The organism is Anabaena sp. 54 (assembly GCF_017355725.1).
Classification (GTDB): Bacteria; Cyanobacteriota; Cyanobacteriia; order Cyanobacteriales; family Nostocaceae; genus Dolichospermum; species Dolichospermum heterosporum.
This window is the reverse complement of record NZ_JAAVWA010000001.1, coordinates 100,957-127,849: the sequence shown is the minus strand read 5'-3', so window position 1 is coordinate 127,849 and position 26,893 is coordinate 100,957. Positions and strand designations below refer to the sequence as shown.

Genomic DNA, 26,893 nt, shown 5'->3' with positions numbered 1-26,893 from the left:
GCTGACAACTGCTATCCCAGAAAATCATTATCATTCTATATTCATCTAGTAAAAAATATTACTTGGAGTCTGATATGGGCAAACAACAAAAACAACTAAGACTAGGTGCATTTTTACCCGGAGCAGGTCAGCACGTTGCAGCTTGGCGACATCCCCAAGCACAAAGTAATGGCGCTCTCAACTTTGAGCATTATAAGCAGATAGCCCAGACAGCCGAGCGCGGTAAATTCGACGCATTTTTTCTCGCCGACGGTTTAGCCTTGCAACATCGTCCCGGTGCAGAAGGACGCACAGCCTTTGGAGGTGACTTTGAACCTGTTACCCTATTTTCAGCCTTGTCTGCGGTGACAGAGCGAATTGGTTTTATCGCCACTGCTTCTACTACTTATGAAGACCCGTATATTCTCGCACGCAAATTTGCTTCCTTAGATCATATTTCTGAGGGAAGAGCCGGCTGGAATGTGGTAACAACTGGTAGTAGTGAAACAGCCGGCAATTTCGGTTTGGAAAACCATCCTATTCACGCAGATCGCTATATTCGCGCCCACGAATTTATTGATGTAGTCAAAGGTTTGTGGGATAGTTGGGAAGACGATGCTTTTGTTCGTGATAAGGAAACAGCTTTTTACTACGACCCCAATAAAATACATGAACTGAACCATAAAGGCAGATTCTTCTCCGTGCGCGGACCATTGAATATTGCCCGTCCACCCCAAGGTTATCCTGTAATTGTGCAAGCAGGTTCTTCTGAAGATGGTAAAGAACTGGCTGGTAGAACTGCCGAAGTTATATTTACTGCTCAACAAACCCTAGAAGATGCTCAAGCCTTCTATGCAGATGTTAAAGGTAGATTAGCAAAATATGGCCGCACACCAGACCAACTCAAGGTTATGCCTGGTGTCTTTCCCGTAGTTGGCATTACAGAGGCAGAGGCAAAAGCCAAGTATCAGGAACTACAGGATTTAATTCATCCTCAAGTTGGTTTGGCTTTATTACAGGGACTTATAGGCACGGATCTTTCCTCTTATCCCCTTGATGAACCACTGCCAGATTTACCAGAAACCAATGATAACAAAAGCCGCCAAGCATTATTAATTGATATTGCCCGCAAACACAATTTTACCATTCGGGAGCTTTATCAATGGATTGCGGGAGCGCGTGGTCATTGGACAATTATTGGAACACCAGTGCAGATTGCAGATCAACTGGAAAGCTGGTTTGTCAATGATGCTGCTGATGGCTTCAATATTATGCCTCCTTATCTTCCTGGCGGACTAGATGATTTTGTTGACTTGGTAATTCCTGAACTACAACGTCGGGGATTGTTCCGCTCCGAGTATGAAGGAACAACTCTGCGTGAAAATCTGGGTTTATCTCGTCCAGTTAATCAATATCAAAAGGTATTAGCAGCAGTTTAAATAATTGGTTTCGCGCAAAGACGCAAAGGAGCAAAGGCGCAAAGTTTTAGATTTTAAATCTAAAGTTGAGCCAATTTCCAATTACACCATACAAAGATAAAAATATATGAGCGCAAAACGTCAGTTTCGATTAGGTGCATTTATTCAAGCTACTGGTCATCATATTTCTGCTTGGCGACACCCGAATACACAAATAGATGCAGGTTTGAATTTTGAGCATTACAAGGAAATTACTCAAACTGCGGAACGGGGGTTATTTGATGCTGTTTTTCTAGCAGATAGTCCAGGCGTTTGGGGTGGTTCTCCTGAAACTCAAATTCGTAATGGGAAAATAGCTCATTTTGAGCCTGTTACTCTATTTTCTGCTTTATCCTCCGTTACCAAAAACATCGGTTTTATTTCCACTGCTTCCACTACCTACGAAGAACCGTACACATTGGCACGGAAGTTTGCTTCCCTAGACCATTTGAGTAACGGTCGTGCAGGATGGAATGTAGTCACCACAGGGAATGAAAATGCGGCGGCTAATTTTGGACTGGAACATCATCCAGAACACAGCCAACGTTATGAACGGGCTGAAGAGTTTGTGGAAGTGGTGCAAGGTCTGTGGGATAGTTGGGAAGATGATGCCTTTATCAAAGATAGAGAATCTGGTGTTTATTTTGATGCGGACAAACTGCATACATTGAATCACAAGGGCAAATATTTTGCTGTTAGGGGTCCTTTAAATGTTGCTCGTCCACCCCAAGGTTATCCAGTTATTGTTCAAGCTGGTGCTTCTGAACCAGGAAGAGATTTAGCGGCACGCACTGCTGAGGTAATTTTCACTGCTAATCAAACTTTAGCCGATGCTCAGGAATTTTACGCGGATGTTAAAGGGCGGTTGGCGAAATATGGACGTTCTCCAGACGATCTTAAAATCATGCCTGGTGCTTTTCCCATCATAGGGCGAACGGAAGAAGAAGCTCAGGAAAAATATGAGTTTTTGCAATCTTTAATTCATCCCGATGTAGCTTGGGGAATTTTAGCCAACTATTATAAGGGTGTGGATTTATCTAAATATTCTTTAGATGATATAGCTCCTGAATTACCCACTGATACCAACAATAACAAGAGTCGTCTGAAACTGGTTAAGGATTTAGCTACTCGTGGCACTCTTACACTGCGTGAGTTATATCGTTCTTTGGCGACCGCACGGGGTCATCGTACCATTTTGGGTACTCCTGAAGCGATCGCTGATCAATTAGAAGAATGGTTTATCAATGGTGCGGCGGATGGTTTTAATATTATGCCACCGATCCTACCTACAGGATTGGATGAGTTTGTGAATTTAGTCGTTCCTGTTCTGCAAAAACGCGGACTCTTTCGTACTGAATACGAGGGTAGCACCTTGCGTGAAAACCTTGGTTTACGTCGTCCAGCTAATCGTTTTGCTGTTAAACAACAGGAAAAAACATTGGCGTTTGCGTGATTTCTACAGATCCCCGACTTCTCAAAGAAGTCGGGGATCTAAACCATCCCGTCAGCACAGACGTTAAAAGCCTACCGGAGTCCATGCAAACTATCGGAAAGTTAAGCTTGTTTAAAAGACAAGAATCTTCAATCTCACGTTAAAACTCAAGTCAAAATCAACAGCACGATATCCCACATATCCCTGATTTCTTGAAAATTCATAACTTTTAGATTCTGCAATTGTTTGAGAAGTCAGGGATCTAAGTTGTCTTGTAACTTTTCTAAGGAAAATATGACTAAATATAGCAAATTGAAAAGCTCTCCTTCCGCCGCAGTTAGAGCTAATCTCGATTATCCTGTCATTGATACTGATGTTCACACTAATGACTTTACTCCTGCTCTTGAGGATTATATAGCTCACTACGGCGGTGTGAAGCTGGTAGATGAATTACGCAAAGCTGAATCCTCCCGTCTCAATTCCAAGAGTGAAGGTAAAGACTGGTATCAACAAACTCCAGAAGAACGTCAGAACAACCGCACAATTCGCTCCCCTTGGTGGGCTAGAGTTACCCGTAATACCCTAGATTTGGCTACTTACACTCTCCCCGCATTACTCTACGAACGGCAAGCGGAACAAGGCTCAGACTATTCGGTACTATTCCCCAATAATGCCTTAGCTGCTGCTGGTGCAAGTAAGGAGAATCGGCAATTATTGCAACGGGCAATTAATCACTATCATGCTGATATTTATCGCAAATATAGCGATCGCCTGACTGTAGTAGCTGGTATCCCCATGACTACTCCCCAAGAGGCAATTGAAGAGTTAGAATTTTCCGTAAATACACTAGGTTTGAAGGTGGCAAATATCCCTGGTGGTGTAAAACGTCCAATTAAGGCGATCGCTGATAAATACCCAGCCGAGCAATTTCCTGAAATCGGCAAATATGCTTCTTACATTGACTTTTACGGTCTGGACAGCGAATACGACTATGATCCCTTCTGGGCTAAAGCCGTCGAATTAGGCGTACCTCTCACCACCCATTATGGTAGCCAAGGATGGACTGGACGCTCCTCCATCAGTAACTACATGAACAACCACATCGGCCACTTTGGTGATGGTTCACAAGCGTTTGCGAAGGCATTGTTCTTTGGTGGTGTAACTAGAAGATTCCCACAATTACGAGTTGGGATGCTTGAAGGTGGTGCAGATTGGGGCGCTCACGTCTACATTCATTTGGTAGATCGTTTCTCCAAACGGAGTTTAGAAGGATTGCAAAACTACAATCCAGACCTCACCAACGCTGATGAGTTGTTCGAGTTGTTTGCAGAGTATGGTGGAGAAATTACTCAAGGATATTCTCTCAGCAAAGAAGAGTTAACCAAGAGTGTATTGGGAGCTTCCTTTAACCGTCACAGTCGTTCACCAGTGGGTAGTGAATTAGAAGATTTTGGTGCAGCAGGTATTCAGTCAATTGAAGATATCCGCGATCGCTGGGTGAACAGTTTCTTCTTTGGTTCTGAGTCCGATGATCGCACCATTGCAGCCGCATTCAATGACAAAGCCAACCCATTGGGAGTCAAACTCAACGCCATTTACTCCTCCGATGTTGGTCACTGGGATGTACCCGATCTCACCGCACCTTTAGCGGAAAGCTGGGATTTGGTCAGAGAAGGGGTAATTTCTGAAGATGACTTCAAAGCCTATGTATTCGGCAACCCCTATAAATTCTATACCCAAGCCAACCCTGATTTCTTCAAAGGTACGGCGGTAGAATCCAAACTACCTAAAACTGAATCTCAAGTAGAGAACAAAACTTTGGTAGGTGTGTAAATGACCTTGTGAGGTTACGCCAAATAAATCCCATAGAGACGTTATACATAATACATAACGTCTCTACATCAAATAATGAAGAAAATGAACCGCAGAGGCACAGAGGACGCAGAGAAATTAAGAAAAGAGAAGATTAGTGAATTATGAGTAACTCTAATATATTTAGACCATACTCTTGCATCTCTATTCCTTTGCGCCTCTGCGTGAGATAAAAATTCTACAACTAACATTTTCATGACATTACCAAATACTAAACTCGGTCAAACCGGACTCACCGTTTCCCGACTCGTTCTCGGTACAATGACCTTCGGACTACAAACCGATGAAGAAACTTCTATAAAAATCCTCGATACCGCAGCCGAAGCTGGAATCAACTTTCTCGATACAGCCGATGTTTATCCCCTTGGTGGTGGATTACCCACTGCTGGACGAACAGAGGAAATTATTGGCCGCTGGTTAAAAGGTAAACGCGAACATTTTATTGTTGCTACTAAAGCCGTCGGTAAAGTCGGTTCTGCACCTTGGGATCAGGGATCTTCACGCAAACATATTTTAGATGCCATTGATGCTTCCCTGAGACGACTGGGAACTGATTATGTTGACCTGTATCAATTGCATTCTGATGATGCTTCAACTCCCCTCGATGAAACTCTAGAAGCACTCGATACAATAGTTCGTGCTGGTAAAGTCCGCTATATCGGTGTTTCCAATTTCTTAGCTTACCGACTAGCCCGCGCTTTGGGTCGTGCAGATGTCCGTCATTTGACTCGCTTTGTCTCCATTCAACCCCGCTATAATCTCTTATTCCGGGAAATTGAGCGAGAATTATTACCCCTAGCGCAAGAAGAAGGACTGGCTGTAATTCCCTACAATCCTTTAGCAGGTGGACTGCTGACAGGTAAACATAATCTGACTGAAGGACCAAGATCAGGTACTCGTTTTACATTGGGTGCAGCCGCAGAACGTTATCAGGAGCGTTATTGGCATGACCGTGAGTTCAATACTGTGGAGGAATTACGCACAGTGGCGGATCTAGCAGGATTATCTCTGACTACTCTAGCTTTAGCTTGGGTTCTGGCTAATCCGATTATTACAGCCCCCATCATTGGTGCTAGTCGTCCAGAACAACTTTTTGACAGTCTCAAGGCTTTGGAAGTAACACTTGATGACAATTTGAAACAAAAATTAGACGATATCACCGCAGAATATCGTAGGGGAGATTCTCTGCGTTAGGTGGCTTTTGAATGATTTTATTAAACTTTACCGGACGGTTGTTCCAGCCGTCTATTTTTATTTTTTACAGCAGATAAAATGATGAAAAAAATCAAACTTTCTAAATCTTTTCAACGCGCTCCCAATGCGCCAGAATTACCAGATACTCCTTTTCAATTTATTTGTTATTTCGTGAATCAATTCCGCTGGTGGTATGTATTAATGGTGTCTCTGGAAATCATACACGCCACCTGTGGGATTATGTTACCCTATGCTATTGGCGAAATGATCCGCAGTGTGACCCGCTCCACAGAAGACAGCAAACTCATTTTTGATACCTTAAAACAACCTCTAATCCTGTTCACGTCCTTGAGTGTGGGTGAAGTAGTATTTGGACGTTCTGCTGGACTGTTACAGACTATCCTCCATCCTATCCACAGACAGCATATTGTTCGGTCTTTATATGCCTATTTACAACAACATTCCCATCGCTACCTGAGCAGTAGTTTTGCTGGAGCATTAGCCCATCGCATTGCAGAAACTTCTTTGGGTGTCACCCAAACCATGCAAATGATGATTACTGAATTTATGCCAGTAATTATTGTTTATATCGTCTCCACAATTTTACTGTATCGCGTCTATCCTCCCCTGGCTGCATTTGTGGGTATTTGGGCAGTTTTATTCATCAGTATTTCCTTCTGGTTAGCGACTCGTTGCCGAATTTATGCCCGGAAAGCCGCCGCTGCTAGAAGTGAAACAACAGGCATTATTGTAGATTCGGTGACAAATCTCACCAGTAGCCGACTATTTGCTCGTTTGGGTTTTGAACGCCGCTATTTGAATGACCAATTAAAGCGCGAACTTAAAGAGGTGAGAAAGTCTAACTGGTATTCTGAACGAATTCGCTGGTTTCAGTTTATCTCAGCAGCAGTTCTGAAAATCGGTACTTTGTATTATTCACTTTCTCTCTGGAGTCAAGGAAAGATTGCTGCGGCTGACTTCGTTGTTGCCACCAGTTTGTCACTTTTAATCATTAGTGAAGCTCGCAATTTAAGCAAACGGTTTTTAGAATTTTTTGAACATATTGGTAATGTAGCTAATGGTGTGAATACTATCATTCAACCCCATGAAATCATAGATCGGGACAATGCGATAAATCACACCATCACTAAAGGTAGTATTGAGTTTCGGCAGGTGCATTTTGGCTACTCATCAAAGAAAACTGTATTCACTAATCTCTCTGTCACCATTCAACCAGGAGAGCGCGTCGGATTGGTGGGTTTTTCTGGTTCTGGGAAATCTAGTTTTGTCAATCTGATTTTGCGTTTATTTGACCCCCAATCGGGACAAATATTGATTGATGGGGTGGATATCAAAGATATGACTCAGGAAGCCCTACATTCGCAAATTAGCCTGATTCCTCAAGATCCTTCTCTGTTCCATCGGACTTTGTTAGAAAATATTCTTTATGGACGTTTAGAAGCTTCAGAAGCAGAACTGATAGAAGCAGCACGGAAAGCTTATGCTGATGATTTTATTGCCCAAATGAGGGAGGGTTATGATTCTCTGGTGGGGGAACGTGGTGTTAAACTTTCTGGGGGACAAAGACAACGAATTGCGATCGCTCGCGTTATCCTCAAAAATGCACCCATCTTAATCTTAGATGAAGCTACTTCTAGCCTCGATTCCATTACGGAAAAAGCCATTCAAGATACCCTAGATTCAGCAATGAATGGAAAAACGGTAATTGTGGTGGCACATCGTTTATCTACTATCGCGCATTTAGACAGGATTTTGGTGTTTGATCACGGTCGCATTATTGAAGATGGTACTCACTCTAAGTTATTGGCTAAGGGTGGGGCATATCACAGATTATGGCAAATGCAAGCGGGTGGATTTTTACCAGTAGCAGCTATAACAGGTGACAGTTGACAGAGTTAACGCAATTATTTGACATACGGCATATTGCTGTATTAAATTGTATTTACGAGTCTATCTAAAACTAATTAATATGAATGTTGTATCTAATCCAAAACCGATAGCGAAACTTGAAGCTCGTATCAGCAAAAGACATCAAACACTAAAACTAAATATTGAAGATGCTGAAGCTTTTGTTGATGCTCTAGTCAATCCTCCAAAACCTAATCATGCCCTGAAGACAATGGCACTACGATATCAGCAAATAATGTCAGTGTAATGACTCTCAAGATCGAGCCTTTATAGTTTTTCAGATAGCAAGCCCTAGATATATGTTTCCTGATAATCCTGTCATAGATCCTACTTTAGATAAATTTAATCGCCTTCCTTTTTCTCAGCGCGTTGCTGAAGTAATCAGTAAACCAAAAAGTTTTTCCCAAAAAGCGATTCCTATAAAACACTGATGCTATCATCAAACAATCAGTAATATAAAATACTTTTTAATTCCCAGTGTTCTAACCAGTAGATATCATATAGATAACAATTACTTATGATTGGCTGGGTAATAATTTCTTGACGCTAACCGGATGGAATATAAATGCTTTCAACGACTTGATATTTCCTCTGTAGGGCTTGAGATAAAAAAGCTAACATCTGTTTGAGTGTGAAAAGTGTGCGATAAATTAATCGACTACCCTTCCTTTTACGGCTGATTTTGAGCCATAGTAGATTCACCCAGATATTAACTAGAAGAAAGGATATTCCAATGAATAGTAATCTCAAAACTGGATTTTTGTTATTCGTCTTAATTCGACAAATATTTTTCAGACGATAACTAGTTTCAATGCCAAATCTTTTTCGATAATCTTGATAGATATAATTTAAATTTGTTTTGACCTTATAAGCAAGATAAACAAAGTATTGAACTCCATGCTTTTTATGCTTTCCCTTTCTATATTTACAGACAATCCATAAATCAAATGTGACGAAATCATCTTTGTCTCTTGTAATGGTATAGGTAGTTTTATAACTTTTTTTACCCTTGAGAAATTGTTTGATTCCTCCTTTTTTTCCAGTCTTGATAGCAGGCATAAGAAAGGGGATATCTAATGCCTGTAACCATCTAATTACAGGAGTATTAAAAAATCCTCTATCCAAGTAGAGTTTTTTTACATTTATTTTGAGGGGTTCAAGTTCTGCTAATAAATAAGTAATTAAAGCCACACTAGTATCTAATTGGCGAACACCTCTTATTGCCAGAGTTACACGCTTATTATTACTAATAACGTATAAAGTGGCATAGGCGTAAAATGAATTAGTACCAGATTTAGCTTCACTTCGATATATGTAGGGTAATTCTGACGGTGTTGGTTTACCATAATAACAAATTAAATTTAAATCAATCGCTATTTTTAAACACCCCTTTTTTAATCCTAAAGGAATTCGACTTTTTAATGCTTGATTTATTTGCGCTTCTAATTCCTCAAAATTATTAATTTTATTGAGATGATATCTAATATCATTAGCTGTCGGAATATTTTTTAACAATTTAGCTGTGTTTTCAATACTGTCTCCAGTGCTGGCTGCTTTAACCAGAATCTCGAATAAAGTTTGTTGGTCACAGGCTCCTTGCGTTTCAATCGAAAAATTTTCTACTAAACACTGAATAACCTGCGTCTTGGGTTTCTGAGTCGGTTAAAACGAGTTCTTCTGTAGATTCGCCCTGCGTGGCTTTTGTTAGAGATGAAACAGTCAATTTTTTCAACCAATATGCTACACACTACATTCATCATTTCATATTTTGACCCAGTGCAAATTACTATAACTATTTCTTATGTATTTAGTATTTTATATCACATAAATGTCTATCGTATTTTGTTGTTGATGCCTGCTTCGTCTGTAGCAATAGCGTTAGCATTCCGTAAAAATCGCTCTTTGGGAAAAACTTTTTGGTTTACTGGTAATAGCATCACGACGCGACCGGAGCAGCATTGTAATCGGAATCTATGGAGCATGGGGAGAGGGTAAAACTACTGTCTTCAACTTTATAGAAAAAAAGCTTGAAAGCAATTCGGATATTATTTGTGTACGCTTTAATCCTTGGTTTTTCAAAGATGAAGAAAAGTTACTTCTAAGTTTTTTCAAGACATTAGCAGACGCGCTCAATCAAAAGTTGCAAACAAGAGTGCAAGAAATTGGAGGTTGGCTTGCGAAGTGTGGAGAAATTCTTGCTCCTTTGTCTTTAGCAGATCCAACAGGAGCAGTTAGAGGTTCTGGACAAATCTTTGAAAAGATAGGTAATCTTTTTTCTCAAGTTGAGTTAGAAGAGAATAAAAAGCGCATTGAAAAAATACTGGATGAGGAGAACAAACGAATTGTTATTTTTATAGATGATATTGATCGTCTTGATAAATCAGAGATACAAAGCATATTTAAACTTGTTAAGTTATCTGCTGGCTTTAGGAATACAATTTATCTCTTGGCTTTTGATGAGGAGAAAGTTGCAGCAGCAATTTCTGAAAAATATGGCTCTGGAGATGTGGATGCAGGACGCAGCTTTTTAGAAAAAATTATTCAAGTGCCACTAACTTTGCCACAAGTGAGTTTTGGCTCTCTACAAGAATTTTGCTTTAAATGTATTGATGATGCTCTAAAAAATGCAGAATTAGAACTAATAGAGGAAGATGTCAGAAGATTCTTCAAATACTTTTCAGAAGGTTTAGCAATTCAGCTAAAGACACCAAGAGTTGCCCAAAGATATGGTAATGCTATTACTTTCTATGTTCCTCTTTTGAAAGGTGAAGTAAATATAGTTGATTTATTACTTATTGAGGGAGTAAAAATTTTATATCCCAAATTGTATAACTCCATTAAGGAAAAACCGAGCTATTTTCTCGGTGAAATTCTGGATCAAGGTGCAAACTTTGAACAAGTCAAAAAGTTGATCAATGATTTTATTGAAAAAAATATTTCTGATTTGAGCCAAGAAGCTCAATTATGTGCCAAAAACTTACTCAAAGAATTATTTCCTCGATTGACTGGGGTACTAGGAAATATTCATCATGGCTCAGACTGGCAGGCAAAATGGACTCAAGAAAAACGAATAGCTTCTTTACGATATTTCAAAAGATATTTCGCGTATAGTATTCCTGAAGACGATATCTCAGATCAAAGATTGATAGTTTTTCTAAGCAAATTGGACAAGGGTAGTACATCTGATATTAGTAATGAAATAAAGGAAATCACAAACTATCAAGGTTCAAAGATAGAAACATTTATTACTGAGATTTTTAGAAAAGTTAATCAGTTGTCACCGTCAGCTTCTCAAAATCTAGTCCTAGCTTTAGCTCAAATAGGAGATTATTTCCCAAAACCCGAAACACTGTACTCTTTTGATAGTTCTTTTAGTAAGGCTGGAATTTTAATTAGCGATTTAATTCAGCGACTTGATACATTTGATGCGAAATTTAAGTTATGTCAAGATATTCTTCAAGTTGCTGAACCCATATCTTTTGCTACAGAATGTTTTAGATGGATGCGTATAATTAAAAAAGATGAAGAAAAAGATGAAGAAAGTTTATTTTCTGAATCTGCTCTTAAATCCCTTGCTGAAATAGTTGTTGATAGGATTAGAAATATAGCTCAAGAAGAAGCTATTTATACTATTTTTCCTGATAGTGCGCGTGAGTTACTTAGCTTTTGGGCATATTGGTCTTCAAAAGAAGAGACTAACAACTACTTGCAAAAATTATTTGAAAATGATTCTTCTAACTCCGTAGAATTTCTAAAGTGCTATATTCCAACAGTTTGGTCTATGGGAATGGAACCTCCTTATCGTGTGGGCTTACCTTTTAAGGGAGATATTGATCGACATAGTTACGATGCAATTATCTCTGTAGTTGACGCTGAATTGTTTATTCAATTTTTACGAAGCATTTATAGTGAAAAACTTAATTCGCAAGAGTTTTATCAAAAAAATGACCCGCGATCATCAGAGGAATTAGCTGCTTGTCAGTTTGTTTATATTCATCAAAAAGTTTTGACCGAATTAAATAATATAGACTCAAACAACTCTGAAACTTGATTCTGAAGATTCAAAATTAAATTAAAACAAAGATTGCCTGTATCAAAAATTAACACATCTTCCCTGATACTCTCAATAGCATCAGCAACCAGTTTATTTTTACAACAATAGTTATCTATTCTAACCACGAATAAAAAAGTAAATAGTCATGCTAAAACCAACAACAATCACAAATATCCGCACAAAACGAGGGTCTAATCTCCGAGCATAATGAGCGCATAAATAACCACCAAGTGAACCACCCACAGCCATTAAAATAGCCTGATGCCAAGCAATTAAACCAGCGAACATAAAAGGAAAAATAGCGATACCGTTGATACAACTACCAAGAAAAGATTTAAAAGCATTCATGGTGTGAATATTTTTAATACCTAAAAAGCTTAAAGTTGCTAACATTAAAATTCCTAAACCTGCACCAAAAAAACCTCCATAAATAGATATTGCTAATTGAGCAATCACAAGAATTAATAAAGGTGGAGATTCTGATGATGATTTTTTGCTTTGAAATTGTAGCCACATTTTCAGAGGTTCGCTAAATGTAAATATCAGCGTGGCTGAAAGTAACAGATAAGGAAGTAGCTGTTTAAACACATCCGCAGATGTATATAACAAAATAATAGAACCAATTCCCCCACCAATTAAACTGGTAATACATAGTATCAAAAGCTGTCGTCGCGGAATATGTAAATTGTGACGATATGCACCCGCACTGGCCATAGCTGCAATCCATAAAGCAGTATTATTTGTAGCATTGGCAGTAATTGGCGATACACCAGTAAATATCAACGTGGGGAATGTAATAAAACTACCACCTCCCGCTACAGCATTAAGTGACCCGGCAATAAACGCGGTACTGAAAAGAAGCAAGCTATGGACAAGTGTTAAATTGTTGAGCATTTTGGCTGGTAAATTTTGAGAACAATGTTTGCTAAAAGACTTGTTTTTTAGTAAAAACTATGGAATACTCCTAATATAATACGCTAATCCGACCAAGAAACCGTAGTTAACTTAAAACCCTGGTAGTTTGCCAGTTAAAAAATTTAAATCGTAGGAGTGAAATTGATTCACTTCTATCTTTGGCTGTCATTCAACTTGCGATTTTTGCAATTAACCAAAAATTCAAACAAATCCTAATCAAGGAAAGGACTAAATGAGTAACTTACAACTTTATTACGCTAAAGCCTCTACTTTCTCCCAAAGAACCCGTGTGGTATTACTGGAAAAAGGAATTGATTTTACAGCAATTGAAATTGATTTACAGAATAAGCCAGAAGCTTTTACCCAAGTTTCTCGCTATGGTAAAGTTCCTGCGATTAAGCATGGAGATGTAGAAATATATGAGTCTACAATTATCAATGAATATTTAGAAGAAGTATTCCCCGAACCCGCTTTATTACCTCATGATCCTGCTAAAAAAGCAGTTGCTAGGATTTGGATTGACTACGCTAATACTCGTTTAGCTCCAGCCTTCGGTAAATTGCTGCGTGGTAAAGATACACAAGAACAAGAACAGGGACGGAGAGAGTTTTTAGAGTCTCTTTTGTATATTGAAGAAGAAGGATTAGGTAAACTTTCTAGTAATGGTGCTTACTGGTTGGGGGAAAATTTAAGTTTAGTTGATATTAGCTTCTATCCTTGGTTTGAAAGATTACCAGTTTTGGAGAAATTCCGTAATTTTACACTGCCAACAGAAACACCTAAATTGCAGCAATGGTGGGAAAATCTGCGTCAACGGGAATCCATTCAACAAGTTGCTAATCCTACAGAATTTTATGTAGAGAGATTTGCTAAAATTCTCGGTTTAACAGTCCCAACGGCGTAAAATGCAGTTTTTGAAATTACTTTAATATTAGTGCTAATTAAGGTAATTTCACTAATAATTAATGGTTTGATTAAATACAAAGAATGGTAAAAATGACGTTTAAAAGTTTCTCTTTCAAAAGTTTAAAAAAACCTAAGTTATTTGCTTTGGTGACAATGTTTTTTGCCTTTGTAGTAAGTATCCCCTTATTACCTTTACCAGTATTATCAGCTGATTCTCGCGCTAACATTCAGTTTGTTTCATCAAATTGGGTAGCTGAAAACGCCAAAGATCCCAACCTCAGAATTTTAGATGTACGTAATTTTCCTCTCGACTATATAGAAGGACATCTTCCCAATGCTGTAAACATTGCTGATATGGCTTTTAGAGGTCCAAAAGAAGGATTACCAGTACAATATTGGGACAATCAAAAACTAGGCGAAATATTTGCCAACTCAGGAGTAAGAAATAATAGTCGTGTACTCGTATATTCAGATGGTAGAGATGTTTTAGGTGCGACAATGGTTGCTTATTTACTAGAACGTTCTGGATTGAAAGATATTGCCGTATTAGATGGTGGTTATACTGGTTATAAAACTGATCAAGTTGTCACAAAAGAATTTCCTAAATACTCAGCCAGTAAATTCACAGTTCGGGATAACCCTTCAGTGCGTGTGAGTTTAAATGATGTGAGAAAATTTATTGGTAAGCCAGGAGTTACTTTTATTGATCCTAGACCAGAAAAATTGTTCCGGGGTGAAGAAAATATTTGGATACGCAATGGACATATTCCTGGTGCGCGGAATATTCCTTGGGTAACATTTACAGATGCTAAAAATCCTCACAAATTAAAGTCATTAGATGAGATTAAGAAAATTCTGGCAGATAAAAAGATTACTCCTGGAAACGACATTATTGTTTCTTGTAGTACAGGACGAGAAGCTACATTACAATATGTGGTTTTAAAGCATCTGCTTAATTATCCCAAAGTCAGAATTTATGAAGGTTCTTGGACAGAATATAGCACTCAAAAAGATTTACCAGTGGCTACAGGAGAGGAAAAACTAACTTAGAAGAACACAAGTTAAAAGTCTTTTCCAGTATTTCTGTCATGAACTCATAGTTTATGTTAACTCCTGCTTCCTTTCCCTTTGGGACGCTACGCGAACAAATTTTTGAAAAATAAATCCATGAGGTATGCAAGTAATTTTACTAATCACTGCTTCAATTTTCATCTTTAGTCCAGTATATGTATTTGCTGCTAATAATCTCGATCAAGATAACTTGGTCAGTTGTAGAAGTAGTAAAGATCAACCTCCCAGTGATTCTACAAGCGATCGCTCAGGAGCTTAGTTATCTATGGGATTATCCATCCAAGTAGTAGCTAATCCTACAGAACTTTATGTAGGGGGATTGGACAAAATTCTTGGTTTAAAAGTTCCAACAGGATAAAATGCGGTTCTTAATATTACTGCTGATTCAGGTAGTTGCACTCATATCACTATTTACCAATTCGCCAGCATTAGCAGATACCGTTAATCCCTGTCCTCCAGGAATGGTAATGATTTCTGGAGGCACATTCAAAATGGGAGCAGATGATTCTGGTTTTGAGGAAGAGCGAACAGGAGAAAACGTGACAGTTAGCTCCTTCTGCATTGATAAATATGAGGTAACAAACGCCCAATTTGCTGAGTTTGTCAATGCCACAAATTATGTAACAGTTGCCGAACGTCCATTATCAAAAAAGCAGTTTCCCGACTTACCAGATGAGCAGAGATTACCAGGTTCTCTGGTATTTCAAATGCCAAAACAAGGCGTTAAGCAAGTTCAGTTTCTCAGTTGGTGGCATTGGACACCCAGTGCTAATTGGCAGCATCCTTTTGGGACTGATAGCAGCATTACAGAGAAAGAAAACTATCCAGTTGTGCATATTGCCTACGAAGATGCTCTAGCCTACGCCCAATGGGCAGAAAAATTACTACCAACAGAAGCACAGTGGGAATACGCCGATACCGGAACAACTCATATCGGCTTTCGATTAGTAAAAAACCTGAATTAAAGAACACTCTCTTAATTCCTCTCTGTGCCTCCGCGTCTCTGCGTGAGAAAAAAATATGTTAAATTTAATTTTGCGAGCGCTCGCATTATCTCTTTCCATCATTTTCCTCATCACTACTAGCCCCGCACTAGCAGATACAGGCAAAGTATTACCGATTAATCCACCATCTTTTAAAGGTAAAATCGGCATTACTTACAAAGAATCAACACCAGATTTTCCCGCACCAATTAAAGCTCCTGAAAAAGCCCCTAATGTACTATTAGTACTATTGGATGATGTGGGTTTTGGTCAAGCAAGTACCTTTGGTGGTGCTATAGAAACTCCGAATTTGACTCGTTTGGCGGAAAAAGGATTACGTTACAACCAATTCCACACTACAGCCCTTTGTTCACCTACCAGAGCAGCTTTATTAACTGGACGCAATCATCATTCAGTGGGTACAGGCGTAGTTGCAGAGTTAGCATCTGGTTTTCCTGGTTACACAACTATTTTACCTAAGAGTGCAGCTACTGTAGCGGAAGTATTACGGCAGAATGGTTATAATACAGCAGCTTTTGGTAAATGGCACAATACACCAGATTATGAAACTAGTGCGGTTGGACCCTTTGACCGCTGGCCGACATGGTTGGGATTTGAGTATTTTTACGGCTTTTTGGGTGGTGATACTAACCAATGGAGTCCGGCTTTAGTCGAAAATACCAAGCGGATTGCACCACCAACCAATAATCCTGATTACCATTTGACACCAGATTTAGTAGATCATGCTATTAGCTGGATTCATTCTCAACAGTCTATAGCCCCTGATAAGCCTTTCTTTACCTATTTGGCTACCGGTGCTACCCATGCACCTCATCACGCTCCTAAAGTCTGGATAGATAAGTATCAAGGCAAATTTGATCAAGGCTGGGATAAATTACGAGAAGGAACTTTTACTCGGCAAAAACAACTGGGTGTAATTCCTGCTAATGCCCAACTTACTCCTCGTCCCAAAGAATTACCAGCGTGGGATTCCTTATCTCCAGATGATCAAAAAATCTATGCCCATGAAATGGAAGTATTTGCCGGATTTTTAGCATATACAGACCATGAAGTAGGAAGATTAATTAATGCCATTGACCAAATCGGTGAATTAGACAATACCTTAGTTTTCTACATTGTTGGTGATAACGGCGCTAGTGCTGAAGGTGGTTTAGCAGGTAGCGTCAATGAATTAAAAGTTTTCAATAAAGTACCCGAAAGTCGAGAACAACTTCTAGCTTCTTTGAATGACTTAGGTAGTCCCAAAACCTTTAATCATTATCATGCAGCTTGGGCTTGGGCTGGTACTACTCCCTTCCAATGGACAAAGCAAATAGCTTCTCATTTTGGTGGCACTCGTAACCCCTTAATTATTGCATGGGGCGATCGCATTAAAGATCAAGGCGGACTTCGTAGCCAATTCCATCATGTCATTGATATTACGCCAACTATTTTTGAAGCTGCGGGAATTACTGCACCTACAAAAGTTAATGGTGTGAAACAACAGAAGATTGAAGGTACTAGCCTACTTTACACCTTTGATGATCCTGAAGCTGCTTCTGAGCGTAAAACTCAGTATTTTGAGATGTTCGGAAACCGGGCTATTTATAATAATGGATGGATAGCTGCGGCTCGTCATCCTCGATTACCTTGGCAGGGTACAATTAATGCTGACTTCGAGAAAGATCCTTGGGAACTATACAACATTGATGAAGATTTTAGCGAAGCGAATAACTTAGCATCTGAAAATCCAGAAAAACTGCAAAAACTGCAAAAGTTATTTTTATCAGAAGCGCGTAAACACAAAGTTTTACCATTAGATGATCGCCTTTCTGAACGTTTTGATGTCCAAAGTCGTCCTTCCCCAGCCGCAGGACGGACAACTTTTACTTACTATTCTGGTGCAGTTAGTATTCCCGAAGGTAGCGCCCCAAGTCTGAAAAATAAATCTTTTAGCATTACGGCTGATGTGGAAATTCCAGAAAGTGGTGCAGAAGGTGTTCTATTAACCCAAGGAGGACGTTTTGCTGGTTGGGGATTTTTCCTCGAAGATAGTAAACCAACTTACGTTTACAACTTTGCTAATTCCGAACGCTACATTATTCAATCTTCTGAAAAATTAGCATCAGGTAAATCAACAATCAAATTTAATTTTGATTATGACGGTGGTGGAGTTGGTGCTGGTGGAATAGGGAAGTTATTCATTAATGATCAACAGGTGGCTGAGGGTCGAATTGAAAAAACTTTACCCTACCGTTTGGCTTTAAATGAAACTTTTGATGTGGGTCGAGATACAGGTACTCCGATTGTGGAAACCTATCAAGTACCATTTGCATTCACAGGTAATTTACAGAAGGTTACTTTAAATTTGAAGTAATTGTTTTCTCACGCAGAGCCGCAGAGGCGCGGAGAGCAAGATTGAGAGGATATTTTAAAATTCATACTCAATTATTTTCTTCTCTGGTGTGTCCTCTGTGCCTCTGTGGTTAGTTTTAAAAAAGATTTTGAGGCTTAACAGAATCATATTGAATATTCCTTTCTTCTTTGCCTATTGGCGCGAAATAAGAAATTTATGAACGAAATTATCCCCATCCTTGACAAAATTGCATTTCTGGCTTTTGTTGTTGCTACTATGTTTGGTACGGGTTTAAAGTTAACTATTCAACAAATTTGGCAACCTCTTCGTAATATCCGTTTGGTTGTTTTATCGCTATTTGCAAATTTTGTTTTAGTGCCACTTTTTGTATATTTGTTGCTGCAAGTAATACCTGTTAATGAACCTGTGAAAGATGGTTTTATTATCATGGCATTAGCATCAGGTCCTCCAGCATTACCTAAACTTGCCCAAATAGTGAAGGGGAATTTAGCTTTTTCTACAGGGTTGATGATGATGCTAATGTTCGGCACTATTTTTTATATGCCGATTGTATTACCATTAGTTTTGCAAGGTGTAGAAGTCAATTCTTGGGATATTGCTAAACCTTTAATATCTTTAATATTAATGATGCTAACACCATTAGGAATTGGGTTATTAATTAAGGCAACATATCAGGATATCGCTTTAAATCTCCAAACAATTACTTTCAAAATATCTAATTTTGGATTGCTTTTAGGTTTAGGAGTGAGATTGATAGTACACTTTAATGAAATTCTTGTTTTATTGAAAACTGGAGTGATATTTATTTGTGCTATTTTTATTATCTTCTCTTTTACTGTGGGTTATTTGTTAGGTGGTCCTGGTATTGATACTCAAAGAGTTTTAGGAGTAGGAACTGCACAACGTAATTTTGCCGCAGCATTGTTAATAGGTACGAGCAATTTTGATAATCCGAATGTGATCAGTGTGATTATGGTGACAAGTTTATTAATGATGGTTTCAGTTCTAATTTTAGGTAAAAATCTACCAGAATTAGATCAAGAAGAAGGTATGGGTGCGGAAATAAAGCAGCTTGAAGTTTAGTGATGACATAGGAGGGAAAATGATGTATATAAGAGCCAAATAATAATTGACAATCTTTAATGTATTTTTGAGTGTCTAGCAGGTGACAATGCCAGACTTGATCTATAAGTTGACTAGGAACGAAATAATTGGTATTAGGATAGAGCCAAAACAACATCAAAAAACATATATATTGTGCGATCGCCCAATCAGCTTGTTTATCAGTCAAACCGCACCTAGACTCAGGCTTCATGAGCCGATATTTTACAGAACTAAATTCCGGCTGACTAGGACTTTGATGAATAAATTGTAATAACTTTTTGTTCACAATGACACCTGGTATAATTACATTATTGAATCAGAAAAGCATATTGGCGTTATTGCTATTGCTCTGAGTGATTCCTAGAGTTCTATCAGCAGGTTTATCGTCCGTTATGCAAATTTAGGTAGTGATCCGAAAGTAGTGAAAGAGATAAAAGCTATGCCAATCGCATATTATAGTCTTATGTAACAATACCTGACAGGATGAAAAAAATAGTTAAGATACCCATAGAATAAGACGCATAGCTCTCTCACTCTGTTGATAATACTTCTGCTTATTAGGAAATAATCTTAATAATGATCTAACTGAAAGCCAATAAAATCGTGACGATATCAATAGGGTTTCAGGACTTTGGTGAAGGTATAAGGTATTGTTAACTAACATCATTTAATTATCGGTAAAATCCACTTTTATAGTGTTAATAATCTTCAGAATTATGTTAAAATACATAAATAGTTATTCTGTAAAACTATGACACCAGAAGAATTATTAAATCAAATATCAGACGGCATCTGGATTAACAAAGGTGGCTTGAAAGTTCCCGATGATGTTGTTCAGGCTTTGCAACGAAAAGAGGATTGGTTTGATGGATTAAACCCTGTTGTTTATTCAAAAAACAATCTTCCCGATATAAAAGGAATTTTAAATTTTTTCTCCGAACAGGAATTAGATCAAGAGGTTAGTTTCGCCGCAACTGAGATTTTACAATCTTGTTATGGTGTGAATAAAGTAGTTAATTCAAAAGTTCACGATAATCCCCAAGCATCAGGAGAGAATAAATTAGATTTACTTGCTGGTCAAGCTACTAAACCGGACGATTACACAGCAGCAGTAGAAGTAAATAATTTATTTATGAATTGGGGAAATATTGTCAAAAGTAATTATACAAATAACAGTGATGATATTTTTCTAAGAATCAAAAGCATCGAAGAGACTAATAAAAATTGGTTTCAAGATAAAGTTGATGATTTGAAGGCACAAGTATTAGCTGCTTATGATGATTTAATGTCCCGATTTGATGAACAAGAAGATCCTGTACCCCAAGAAGTCAGGAATCATTTTATTGCAGTTAGAGAAAAAACTGAACAGAACTTTTCTGAAGCCATAACTGAGTTTCCACAAGACAACGACAATTTAGTAAATATATTTTTAGGATTATTTAACAAACTCAAAGAAGAATTGAATAATATACTTCAGCAAATTAAAGAAACGATATTTGGTAAGGATGAATCTAAAGCAGCCAAAGTAGAGGCCAGACAAGAAAATAAAGGCAAAGTAGATATAATCAAATTCCTAAAAAGTAAAGTCATTCGTCCTACTATGGTAGGTATCAGAAGGCTATTTACACAGGGTAAAAAGTTAGTTGAGTTCAAAGACCAAGCTAACTATGCTCAAGATAATCTAAAATCACAATTTGGAAGTGTTGTGAGTAATTATGGTGCAATCACACCAGTACCAACACCAACTAATTTAGATGTTGTCAATATGCTTTGTAAAATAGCTGAAAGTTTGCTATCAACATTTATATTAAAAGGCATTTCATTACCAAGAGCATTTTTTGATGCTATTAAAAATACTGTAGTTTCAGTCATCACTAAAAGATTATCTATCCCTGCTAGTGAAGCAATTCGATATATTACGGGAGGGATGCTAAAATCAGCCAAAGATTTATTACCAGCAGTTTTCAATAATACAGGAATGTTTGCAGGTGCATGGGGACTTTTAACCGCTTGCGCTCCTTATATTTTAGCAGCAGCAATAATTATAATTATTGCTATCAATATGGCTAAAAAGAATCAATTGGGTAATTTCATTTGGTTGTTAGGAATTAAAGAGAATCAGATTGAACCTGACCTGGGAATTGCCAGAGTAAGCGGTGATTCACTGGAACGTATGAAATGTTTGAAAGAGTTTAAACTTGACTTTCTTGAGGAAACAAATAAACAATATCAATATTTATATGCTTTAACCTTTAAAAGTGAGAATCTTTCTAGAAGCTTTGACATGACCGAAGAAATGCCAATCATATTATCAGAAGAAGCTGCTAAAATTATCAGAGATGGGTTTTCTTATTTAGAAGATATGCCACCTTATTGATAATAATTTGGACATACAATTTTATGCCTACAGAATTTACAAATATCAAATATGAACCGGATGGTTCGGCTGGAGAAATCCAAGTAGTGACAGAATGGCCAGTGTGGAACTGCAAAAAGCAGGAATGGATTAAAGGAGAAAAAACTACACTGAGAAATATATTACTTGCAGCAATGCACCCTGGATTAATTTTCTCCATTGGGGAAATTCCCACTACAGAGAAAAATCCATCAACATTAAATCCGTTTAAGCCAAAAAATTATGAAAATGCGTTCTTTCTGGATTTAGCCAGTGGTTCTAGAAATCATGGTAGATTTACCTTTTCCAATAAGTCTACAGTTGGTAAATATTACTATGGTACTGCTGATAAAGACCAATGGAAACGCATAATTTACGGTTCAATCCTTCATACTGGCTGTAAGAAAATCATCTATTTAGAAATGAAATACATTGTTGTAGATGATGAAAATCGTGATCCTGATGGTAATTTGTTAGATGACCCAGTAAATAACATTCATTGGAAAACTGGCGATTCCCACGCTAAAGCTAGTCTGCGTCTGATGGAAATATTAGGTTTACCTGTAGAAGAAACTGAGAACGTAGATATAGACAAGCCAATTCAATTTAGGGCAGCTTTATTTAAAGAATGGATAGGAAAAGGTACACTTGCCTATAATCCACATCTGGATACTTCAGGATTTGATTTAGCAATTCCCTTATCTTCACTCAAGGGTAATAAACCAGCGTTAGGAAACTATCAAGGTAAAATATTAATGGGATTAGTATTTGATGGCGAAGTTCGTAGAGCTAAACCTGGTTGGATGCTTTTACAGTGGTTCTCGTTTGAAGTCTTAGAAAAAGATAGTATTATTGACAGATTAAAAGAAAAATGCGATCGCCTATCTCAAGCCTACAATTCCATTGTTGATTTAGCTGAAATTCTCAGAATTGACCAATCAGAAGCTGAAGCAGAATTACAAGAAGGGAGTGAAGAATTACAGTCTGAAGCCGAATATGAAAATACCATGATTCGTGTCGTCAGGGTTGATAAAAATGGTGTTTTGTTACTTCATCCCTACATCGTCAAACGGATTAAGGAACGATTACGGGCTTTATGGTTGAACTTGGCCAAAGCAGCAGGAATTAGGTTTTATTCTGTGATGGTACAACCTGATGAAAGTTTGGCACATTATCATACTGTTTTGGAAGATGGGTCAGTAAAGGGTAGAAAAGTATTTTGTGCGCCTGACTTTGAAGAGGGTTTATACATAGTTTTCTGTAACCCTATGCGCCATTGGGGGGACTGTCAATTGTGGGAAAATAAATATGAAGGGACTTATACCAATGCAACGGGAATTATGGCAGTTACTACTAAGCTCGCTTTAACGCTTGGCAGAGATTTTGATGGAGACTTCGTACAGTTAATAAAGGCTAGTGCGTATCCAAATATGAGGAATGCGATCGCTAATTTCAAAAAGCCTCCAGCAACAAAGAAATTTCCCAAAATGGCATTACAGGGGAATCTTCAACAAATAGCTCTTAACTCCATGAATGATATGACTGGGATTGTGGCCAGTTTATTAGCTAGAGCAAAAGCTGCTAATGCGGAGGATAAAGTTTTGTTAATTCCTGCCGGTGGTGAACAAAAAGAAAACGAGGAAATGACCGTTATTGATTTTCTATCTCAACAAGTACAAATTGCTGTTGATAGTTTAAAGTCTGCATATCCCAATAATAAAAATGGATTGGATGCGGTTAAGAAATTCTTAGACGAAATAGAAGCTGAAGCCCCCTGGTTAAAGGATTTTAAAAATGATGATTGTTATGCAAAAAGACCTTGTGCAGTTAATCAAGATTCACAAGATACAATTTCTAGACTGGTAAAATTAGTTAATGGTTATTGGGGAGAACCTAAATTTTTTGATGGTGATTTGAGAGCTTACGAAAAAGTTCTTTTCAGTGATATTGAACCTTCTCAGGAACAATTGGATTATGCTCTTGCTCATCGTGCAGCTTACAGAGAAGCTATTGGTAGAGCTATCAAATGGAAAGTACAAAACGACAGCAGTACAATAATGATTAGGCAGGTTGCACAGGCAACTAAAAATAATAAAGAGAAAATATTTGCAAAAACCAGTCCAGACGGAAAAACTTATGATCCACGTTCTTGGGCTGCGGCTTATTGGAGAATAGCACATCAAGCGGAAACTGGAGATGCCGGTTTAGCTTTTATGATATTTGGAGATGAGATTGTGACTGAACTTAAAAACATCCCAGAAAAAGAAACCCAAACATTAGTAGTTTATGGGGTAGATAAAATTGGTATTCCCCAAGTTCAGAAAAAATGGACGGGGCAAGAAATTCAAGTCAGGGGGATTATTGATGAGTACAATGGCAAAACTTATTTTAAGCTACAGGCTTATAATCAAAAAACTCTGGAGTGGATTAATTTAGGCAATATTTCTGATAAATATCAGCCTTATTTTTTGCCAGGACAATCAAAGAGAATGAAGATTTACTCAATTTCCATGAACGCACAAGGTAAGACCAAACGAGCCGCATTATTCAACAAAGATATGAGTCAAGAAGAAATTGATAAATGCTTAATTTTTGAGCTTAGTGCCACAACTAAATAATAAGTTATAATCTGGGAAAGCTTAACAATTTACCCTAAAAATACGCCGATGAACGCTCAATTAATTGAATATATTCAAACATCAACTGGACTGCAAAAAAACACAGTTGAATCCGTTCTCAGTGCTTTCGTCAAATACATTCAAATAAGTCTAACTCAGAAATTTTCTGTCAACTTATTAAAGTTTGGGACTTTTTCAGTCCGATTTCTTGATGAAAGAGAAGGACGTAACCCTAAAACTGGTGAGAACATAACAATTTCTGCTAAGTGGAAACCTAGATTTAAGTTTTCCGCTGATTTTGTTGTCAATCCAGATCCTGTTGCTGAGTTTGAAGCTAAAGAGCCTAAAATTTGGCAAATTCAAATAGATGGTATAGCTGTTGAAGTTCCAGAGTTTAAACTCCATTCTTATTCTGTTACTAAAAATACTCCAGTCTGGAGTGAAGAAACAGGTTGGGAATTAGCAAAAAATATTCCAGAACTTGAATATTTATTTTAGATTTTGGATTATCTCAATAGATATTGTACAAAAATACCCCTGTCCAAAAAGGATAGAGGTATTTTTTTGAGAGGATTAATTCATCAATTTCAACGCTACGGAGTTAATATTTTTAATCCGTATAATTTACCGTCAAAACCATTGAAATTTCCTATAACCAGTCCATTTGTAGTGTTGTATGTTTGTGTAACTGGTTTTGATGCTAAAATTCCATTTACATCCAGTGTTACTACATTATTGGATCTAATTATTTTGATAGTATCGAGGGCATTAATACCAGATACAGAATTGGGGATTGTGATGACATTATTCTGCCCAACACCAACATCAAAGCACCAATTTGAGCCATCTGGGCGCAGATTTAATAATCCATCTGGTTCAACTCCCATGATATTAGAATATTGGGGATCAATTGCTAATTTAATTTCTATGGCGAAATCTGCATTAAAGTTTTCCTCTATACCCTTAATGGTTAAAGAAGATGATCTTTTGACAAAGGACAGATGCTCACCTAATGAATCTATTCCAGCAGTTATATTATTAGCCAAAATGCTCAAACCATTGGCTAACATAGTAGCCATATTTAATTGGTAGGATTTATCAAAAAGCGTAGGTGTAGGTGTAGGCGTTGGTGCAGGTGTAGATGGAATAAACACCTCACAGACCTTGACAACACCATACAAGGGATCTGAACCAAAGAAGGCGACATCACAAGTCCCAGACCCACTCACTGTTTTTTCAATCCAGGTGTTGTTGCGTCCATAACGAACGCGCTGCGACTCGCCGACAGTAAAAGCACCCCCTTCTCCGGCCACTTGTACCCACGAACCTGACGGAGGCGTTGGTGTTGGTGTGGGTTTTGGAATTGACTGTAAAATGAGCGATTTAATATCACCAAACTTCACTCCTTTTGGACCGCCCAGAGTGGGAACAAGAGCAATCAGAGTGTCATCCTTAATAAGGTTAGGTGCGATAGCTACGCTGACCGAAGGTATCGCTTCACTCGCTCTATCCACAATAATTAATTGGGCTGTTTTCACTGGAGCATACTTAGCTCCTTTGATAGAACCGAGTATAAGTTGAACTGTTTCTTCCCCTTCCTCGTAAGCATCTTGTACCACGCTCACAGGAACGTATTTATTGTCACTTTCACCATCTGCCCAGGTTAGAGTAACGCTGACTTTTTCAATATCTTTGCCTACAGTTGCACTTTCGGTTTTAGCAGTTACTTTGACACTTGCAATTCCAGATGTACCACCAGTACGGCTAACTGCTATTCTGTCACCTACCCAAGTACCAGATTCAGTGATTTTATAGGTAGGTTTGGTAAATTGAAGAATTCCCGTTGATAGAGTTGATGTGGTTGGCATGAGTTTAATTCCAAAAAATCAATAGTTTGTATTAATAAGGTGGGTATTACCCACCTTAAAATAGTTAAAAATTAAGTTTGGACTAATAAACCGCAAGCAATTACCAAACCATCTGTTGCCTTGCCAATAATATGAACAGATACATAAGGATCATTGTCTGCATCAACATAGACAACATTAATATTATCTAATTGAGAAAAGATATTTTTAATGTCAATGGAAAAATCCAAAGATTTAACAGGCGTTGCTAAATCTGCCAGAGTTGCAGCAGGGGTTAAAGGTGTGATAGTTGCACCAGTTGGTACTAAGTCTGGATATAAAGAGTAAGCTTTTTCTAACAATTCTTGAACAGCCATTTTATTGCGATTAGCAAATGCTTGTTCTAAGGTTTCATATCGGATTGTGCGAGTTTGAGGAACTACATAACCGGGAGGAATTAACCCAGTTTCATCAAGTGCATCAGTTCTCGTTTCAGACTTGCGAAGTGAAGCATCTAAAGACAGATAGCGTTTTTCATCCAAGATTAAATTTGTTGATGTTTTGACCGAAAGAGGTGCGCCATTGCTAGATTCGGTTTTTTCAAAGTCGCTGGCATCATCACGAATAATCTTGGTGCGAAGCAAAGTAGAAGCGTCTTTCTTGGTTAATGTAGTAGCCATTTATTTTTACCTAAAATCTAAAATTCTTAGATTATTCTAACATCAGAAAGCCGAAAATAGTCAACCCTAAAAATCAGCTA

Annotated in this window: 21 protein-coding genes; 17 read left to right on the top strand and 4 right to left on the bottom strand. The window is 38.0% G+C overall.

The annotated features are described in order from the left end of the window. Window positions 1–74: 74 nt before the first annotated feature. The 6 genes from HEQ36_RS00670 (at window position 75) to HEQ36_RS00645 (ending at window position 8,110) form a co-directional block, all read left to right on the top strand. A complete protein-coding gene (locus HEQ36_RS00670; RefSeq protein ID WP_168636873.1) occupies window positions 75–1,418 on the top strand; it encodes an LLM class flavin-dependent oxidoreductase in 1,344 nt (447 codons plus the stop codon). Window positions 1,419–1,524: 106 nt separating this feature from the next. After that, window positions 1,525–2,889, top strand: coding sequence for an LLM class flavin-dependent oxidoreductase (locus HEQ36_RS00665; RefSeq protein ID WP_168636872.1), 1,365 nt, complete (start codon window positions 1,525–1,527; stop codon window positions 2,887–2,889). Between the two features lie 273 nt (window positions 2,890–3,162). Next, a complete protein-coding gene (locus HEQ36_RS00660) occupies window positions 3,163–4,701 on the top strand; it encodes an amidohydrolase family protein (RefSeq protein ID WP_168636871.1) in 1,539 nt (512 codons plus the stop codon). Window positions 4,702–4,935: 234 nt separating this feature from the next. Continuing rightward, on the top strand, window positions 4,936–5,934 hold the full coding sequence (locus HEQ36_RS00655; RefSeq protein WP_168636870.1) for an aldo/keto reductase: 999 nt from the start codon (window positions 4,936–4,938) through the stop codon (window positions 5,932–5,934). Window positions 5,935–6,012: 78 nt separating this feature from the next. Further along, the gene (locus HEQ36_RS00650) at window positions 6,013–7,845 is read left to right on the top strand and encodes an ABC transporter ATP-binding protein (RefSeq protein ID WP_168636869.1); all 1,833 of its coding nucleotides are present in this window, start codon (window positions 6,013–6,015) and stop codon (window positions 7,843–7,845) included. Between the two features lie 79 nt (window positions 7,846–7,924). Beyond that, entirely contained in the window at window positions 7,925–8,110 is a 186-nt protein-coding gene (locus tag HEQ36_RS00645; protein WP_168636868.1) for a DUF1778 domain-containing protein, read from the top strand. Window positions 8,111–8,409: 299 nt separating this feature from the next. On the opposite strand, the gene HEQ36_RS00640 is transcribed toward HEQ36_RS00645, so the two are convergent. Further along, window positions 8,410–9,396, bottom strand: a complete 987-nt coding sequence (locus tag HEQ36_RS00640; protein WP_290602942.1) for an ISH3 family transposase — start codon at window positions 9,394–9,396, stop codon at window positions 8,410–8,412. Window positions 9,397–9,600: 204 nt separating this feature from the next. Here HEQ36_RS00640 and HEQ36_RS00635 point away from each other — a divergent pair, with 204 nt between their 5' ends. Continuing rightward, on the top strand, window positions 9,601–9,858 hold the full coding sequence (locus HEQ36_RS00635; protein WP_205748615.1) for a hypothetical protein: 258 nt from the start codon (window positions 9,601–9,603) through the stop codon (window positions 9,856–9,858). Next, window positions 9,758–11,914 (top strand): KAP family NTPase, encoded by a 2,157-nt coding sequence (locus HEQ36_RS00630; RefSeq protein ID WP_325064631.1) that lies wholly within the window; start codon window positions 9,758–9,760, stop codon window positions 11,912–11,914. The genes HEQ36_RS00635 and HEQ36_RS00630 overlap by 101 nt, the downstream gene beginning before the upstream one ends. A 120-nt stretch (window positions 11,915–12,034) precedes the next feature. Here the strand turns inward: HEQ36_RS00630 and HEQ36_RS00625 are convergent, their stop codons facing one another. Continuing rightward, entirely contained in the window at window positions 12,035–12,811 is a 777-nt protein-coding gene (locus HEQ36_RS00625; protein ID WP_168636866.1) for a sulfite exporter TauE/SafE family protein, read from the bottom strand. A gap of 253 nt (window positions 12,812–13,064) precedes the next feature. On the opposite strand from HEQ36_RS00625, the gene HEQ36_RS00620 reads away from it, so the two are divergent. From HEQ36_RS00620 to HEQ36_RS00580, 9 genes are all read left to right on the top strand, one after another. Continuing rightward, window positions 13,065–13,736 carry a glutathione S-transferase family protein gene (locus tag HEQ36_RS00620; RefSeq protein WP_168636865.1) on the top strand — a complete coding sequence of 224 codons (672 nt, stop codon included), beginning with the start codon at window positions 13,065–13,067 and terminating at the stop codon, window positions 13,734–13,736. A 92-nt stretch (window positions 13,737–13,828) separates the two neighbouring features. After that, window positions 13,829–14,788, top strand: coding sequence for a sulfurtransferase (locus HEQ36_RS00615; RefSeq protein ID WP_205748614.1), 960 nt, complete (start codon window positions 13,829–13,831; stop codon window positions 14,786–14,788). Window positions 14,789–14,912: 124 nt separating this feature from the next. Beyond that, entirely contained in the window at window positions 14,913–15,068 is a 156-nt protein-coding gene (locus HEQ36_RS00610) for a hypothetical protein (protein WP_168636863.1), read from the top strand. A gap of 100 nt (window positions 15,069–15,168) precedes the next feature. Then, window positions 15,169–15,774, top strand: coding sequence for an SUMF1/EgtB/PvdO family nonheme iron enzyme (locus tag HEQ36_RS00605; RefSeq protein ID WP_233455566.1), 606 nt, complete (start codon window positions 15,169–15,171; stop codon window positions 15,772–15,774). A gap of 55 nt (window positions 15,775–15,829) precedes the next feature. Then, a complete protein-coding gene (locus HEQ36_RS00600; protein ID WP_168636862.1) occupies window positions 15,830–18,169 on the top strand; it encodes an arylsulfatase in 2,340 nt (779 codons plus the stop codon). A 195-nt stretch (window positions 18,170–18,364) separates the two neighbouring features. Beyond that, window positions 18,365–19,252 carry a bile acid:sodium symporter gene (locus HEQ36_RS00595; RefSeq protein ID WP_168636861.1) on the top strand — a complete coding sequence of 296 codons (888 nt, stop codon included), beginning with the start codon at window positions 18,365–18,367 and terminating at the stop codon, window positions 19,250–19,252. Window positions 19,253–20,024: 772 nt separating this feature from the next. After that, window positions 20,025–21,650: a hypothetical protein gene (locus tag HEQ36_RS00590; RefSeq protein WP_168636860.1), complete on the top strand. Its 1,626-nt coding sequence runs from the start codon at window positions 20,025–20,027 to the stop codon at window positions 21,648–21,650. Between the two features lie 23 nt (window positions 21,651–21,673). Beyond that, window positions 21,674–24,286 (top strand): hypothetical protein, encoded by a 2,613-nt coding sequence (locus HEQ36_RS00585; RefSeq protein ID WP_168636859.1) that lies wholly within the window; start codon window positions 21,674–21,676, stop codon window positions 24,284–24,286. 6 nt (window positions 24,287–24,292) lie between these two features. Beyond that, window positions 24,293–24,784, top strand: a complete 492-nt coding sequence (locus HEQ36_RS00580) for an HU family DNA-binding protein (RefSeq protein WP_325064630.1) — start codon at window positions 24,293–24,295, stop codon at window positions 24,782–24,784. A 95-nt stretch (window positions 24,785–24,879) separates the two neighbouring features. On the opposite strand, the gene HEQ36_RS00575 is transcribed toward HEQ36_RS00580, so the two are convergent. Together HEQ36_RS00575 and HEQ36_RS00570 are read right to left on the bottom strand one after the other, a co-directional pair. Continuing rightward, window positions 24,880–26,154, bottom strand: coding sequence for a Calx-beta domain-containing protein (locus HEQ36_RS00575; RefSeq protein ID WP_168636857.1), 1,275 nt, complete (start codon window positions 26,152–26,154; stop codon window positions 24,880–24,882). A 71-nt stretch (window positions 26,155–26,225) separates the two neighbouring features. Beyond that, window positions 26,226–26,813 (bottom strand): hypothetical protein, encoded by a 588-nt coding sequence (locus tag HEQ36_RS00570; RefSeq protein WP_053540150.1) that lies wholly within the window; start codon window positions 26,811–26,813, stop codon window positions 26,226–26,228. Between the last annotated feature and the right edge of the window lie 80 nt (window positions 26,814–26,893).

Coding starts and splice junctions, on each gene's coding strand:
- HEQ36_RS00620 (WP_168636865.1), top strand. CDS start 13,065: ATGAGTAACTTACAACTTTATTACGCTAAAGCCTCTACTTTCTCCCAA.
- HEQ36_RS00635 (WP_205748615.1), top strand. CDS start 9,601: ATGCTACACACTACATTCATCATTTCATATTTTGACCCAGTGCAAATT.
- HEQ36_RS00650 (WP_168636869.1), top strand. CDS start 6,013: ATGATGAAAAAAATCAAACTTTCTAAATCTTTTCAACGCGCTCCCAAT.
- HEQ36_RS00665 (WP_168636872.1), top strand. CDS start 1,525: ATGAGCGCAAAACGTCAGTTTCGATTAGGTGCATTTATTCAAGCTACT.
- HEQ36_RS00660 (WP_168636871.1), top strand. CDS start 3,163: ATGACTAAATATAGCAAATTGAAAAGCTCTCCTTCCGCCGCAGTTAGA.
- HEQ36_RS00615 (WP_205748614.1), top strand. CDS start 13,829: ATGACGTTTAAAAGTTTCTCTTTCAAAAGTTTAAAAAAACCTAAGTTA.
- HEQ36_RS00585 (WP_168636859.1), top strand. CDS start 21,674: ATGCCTACAGAATTTACAAATATCAAATATGAACCGGATGGTTCGGCT.
- HEQ36_RS00595 (WP_168636861.1), top strand. CDS start 18,365: ATGAACGAAATTATCCCCATCCTTGACAAAATTGCATTTCTGGCTTTT.
- HEQ36_RS00570 (WP_053540150.1), bottom strand. CDS start 26,813: ATGGCTACTACATTAACCAAGAAAGACGCTTCTACTTTGCTTCGCACC.
- HEQ36_RS00575 (WP_168636857.1), bottom strand. CDS start 26,154: ATGCCAACCACATCAACTCTATCAACGGGAATTCTTCAATTTACCAAA.
- HEQ36_RS00600 (WP_168636862.1), top strand. CDS start 15,830: ATGTTAAATTTAATTTTGCGAGCGCTCGCATTATCTCTTTCCATCATT.
- HEQ36_RS00605 (WP_233455566.1), top strand. CDS start 15,169: ATGCGGTTCTTAATATTACTGCTGATTCAGGTAGTTGCACTCATATCA.
- HEQ36_RS00610 (WP_168636863.1), top strand. CDS start 14,913: ATGCAAGTAATTTTACTAATCACTGCTTCAATTTTCATCTTTAGTCCA.
- HEQ36_RS00590 (WP_168636860.1), top strand. CDS start 20,025: ATGACACCAGAAGAATTATTAAATCAAATATCAGACGGCATCTGGATT.
- HEQ36_RS00655 (WP_168636870.1), top strand. CDS start 4,936: ATGACATTACCAAATACTAAACTCGGTCAAACCGGACTCACCGTTTCC.
- HEQ36_RS00645 (WP_168636868.1), top strand. CDS start 7,925: ATGAATGTTGTATCTAATCCAAAACCGATAGCGAAACTTGAAGCTCGT.
- HEQ36_RS00625 (WP_168636866.1), bottom strand. CDS start 12,811: ATGCTCAACAATTTAACACTTGTCCATAGCTTGCTTCTTTTCAGTACC.
- HEQ36_RS00670 (WP_168636873.1), top strand. CDS start 75: ATGGGCAAACAACAAAAACAACTAAGACTAGGTGCATTTTTACCCGGA.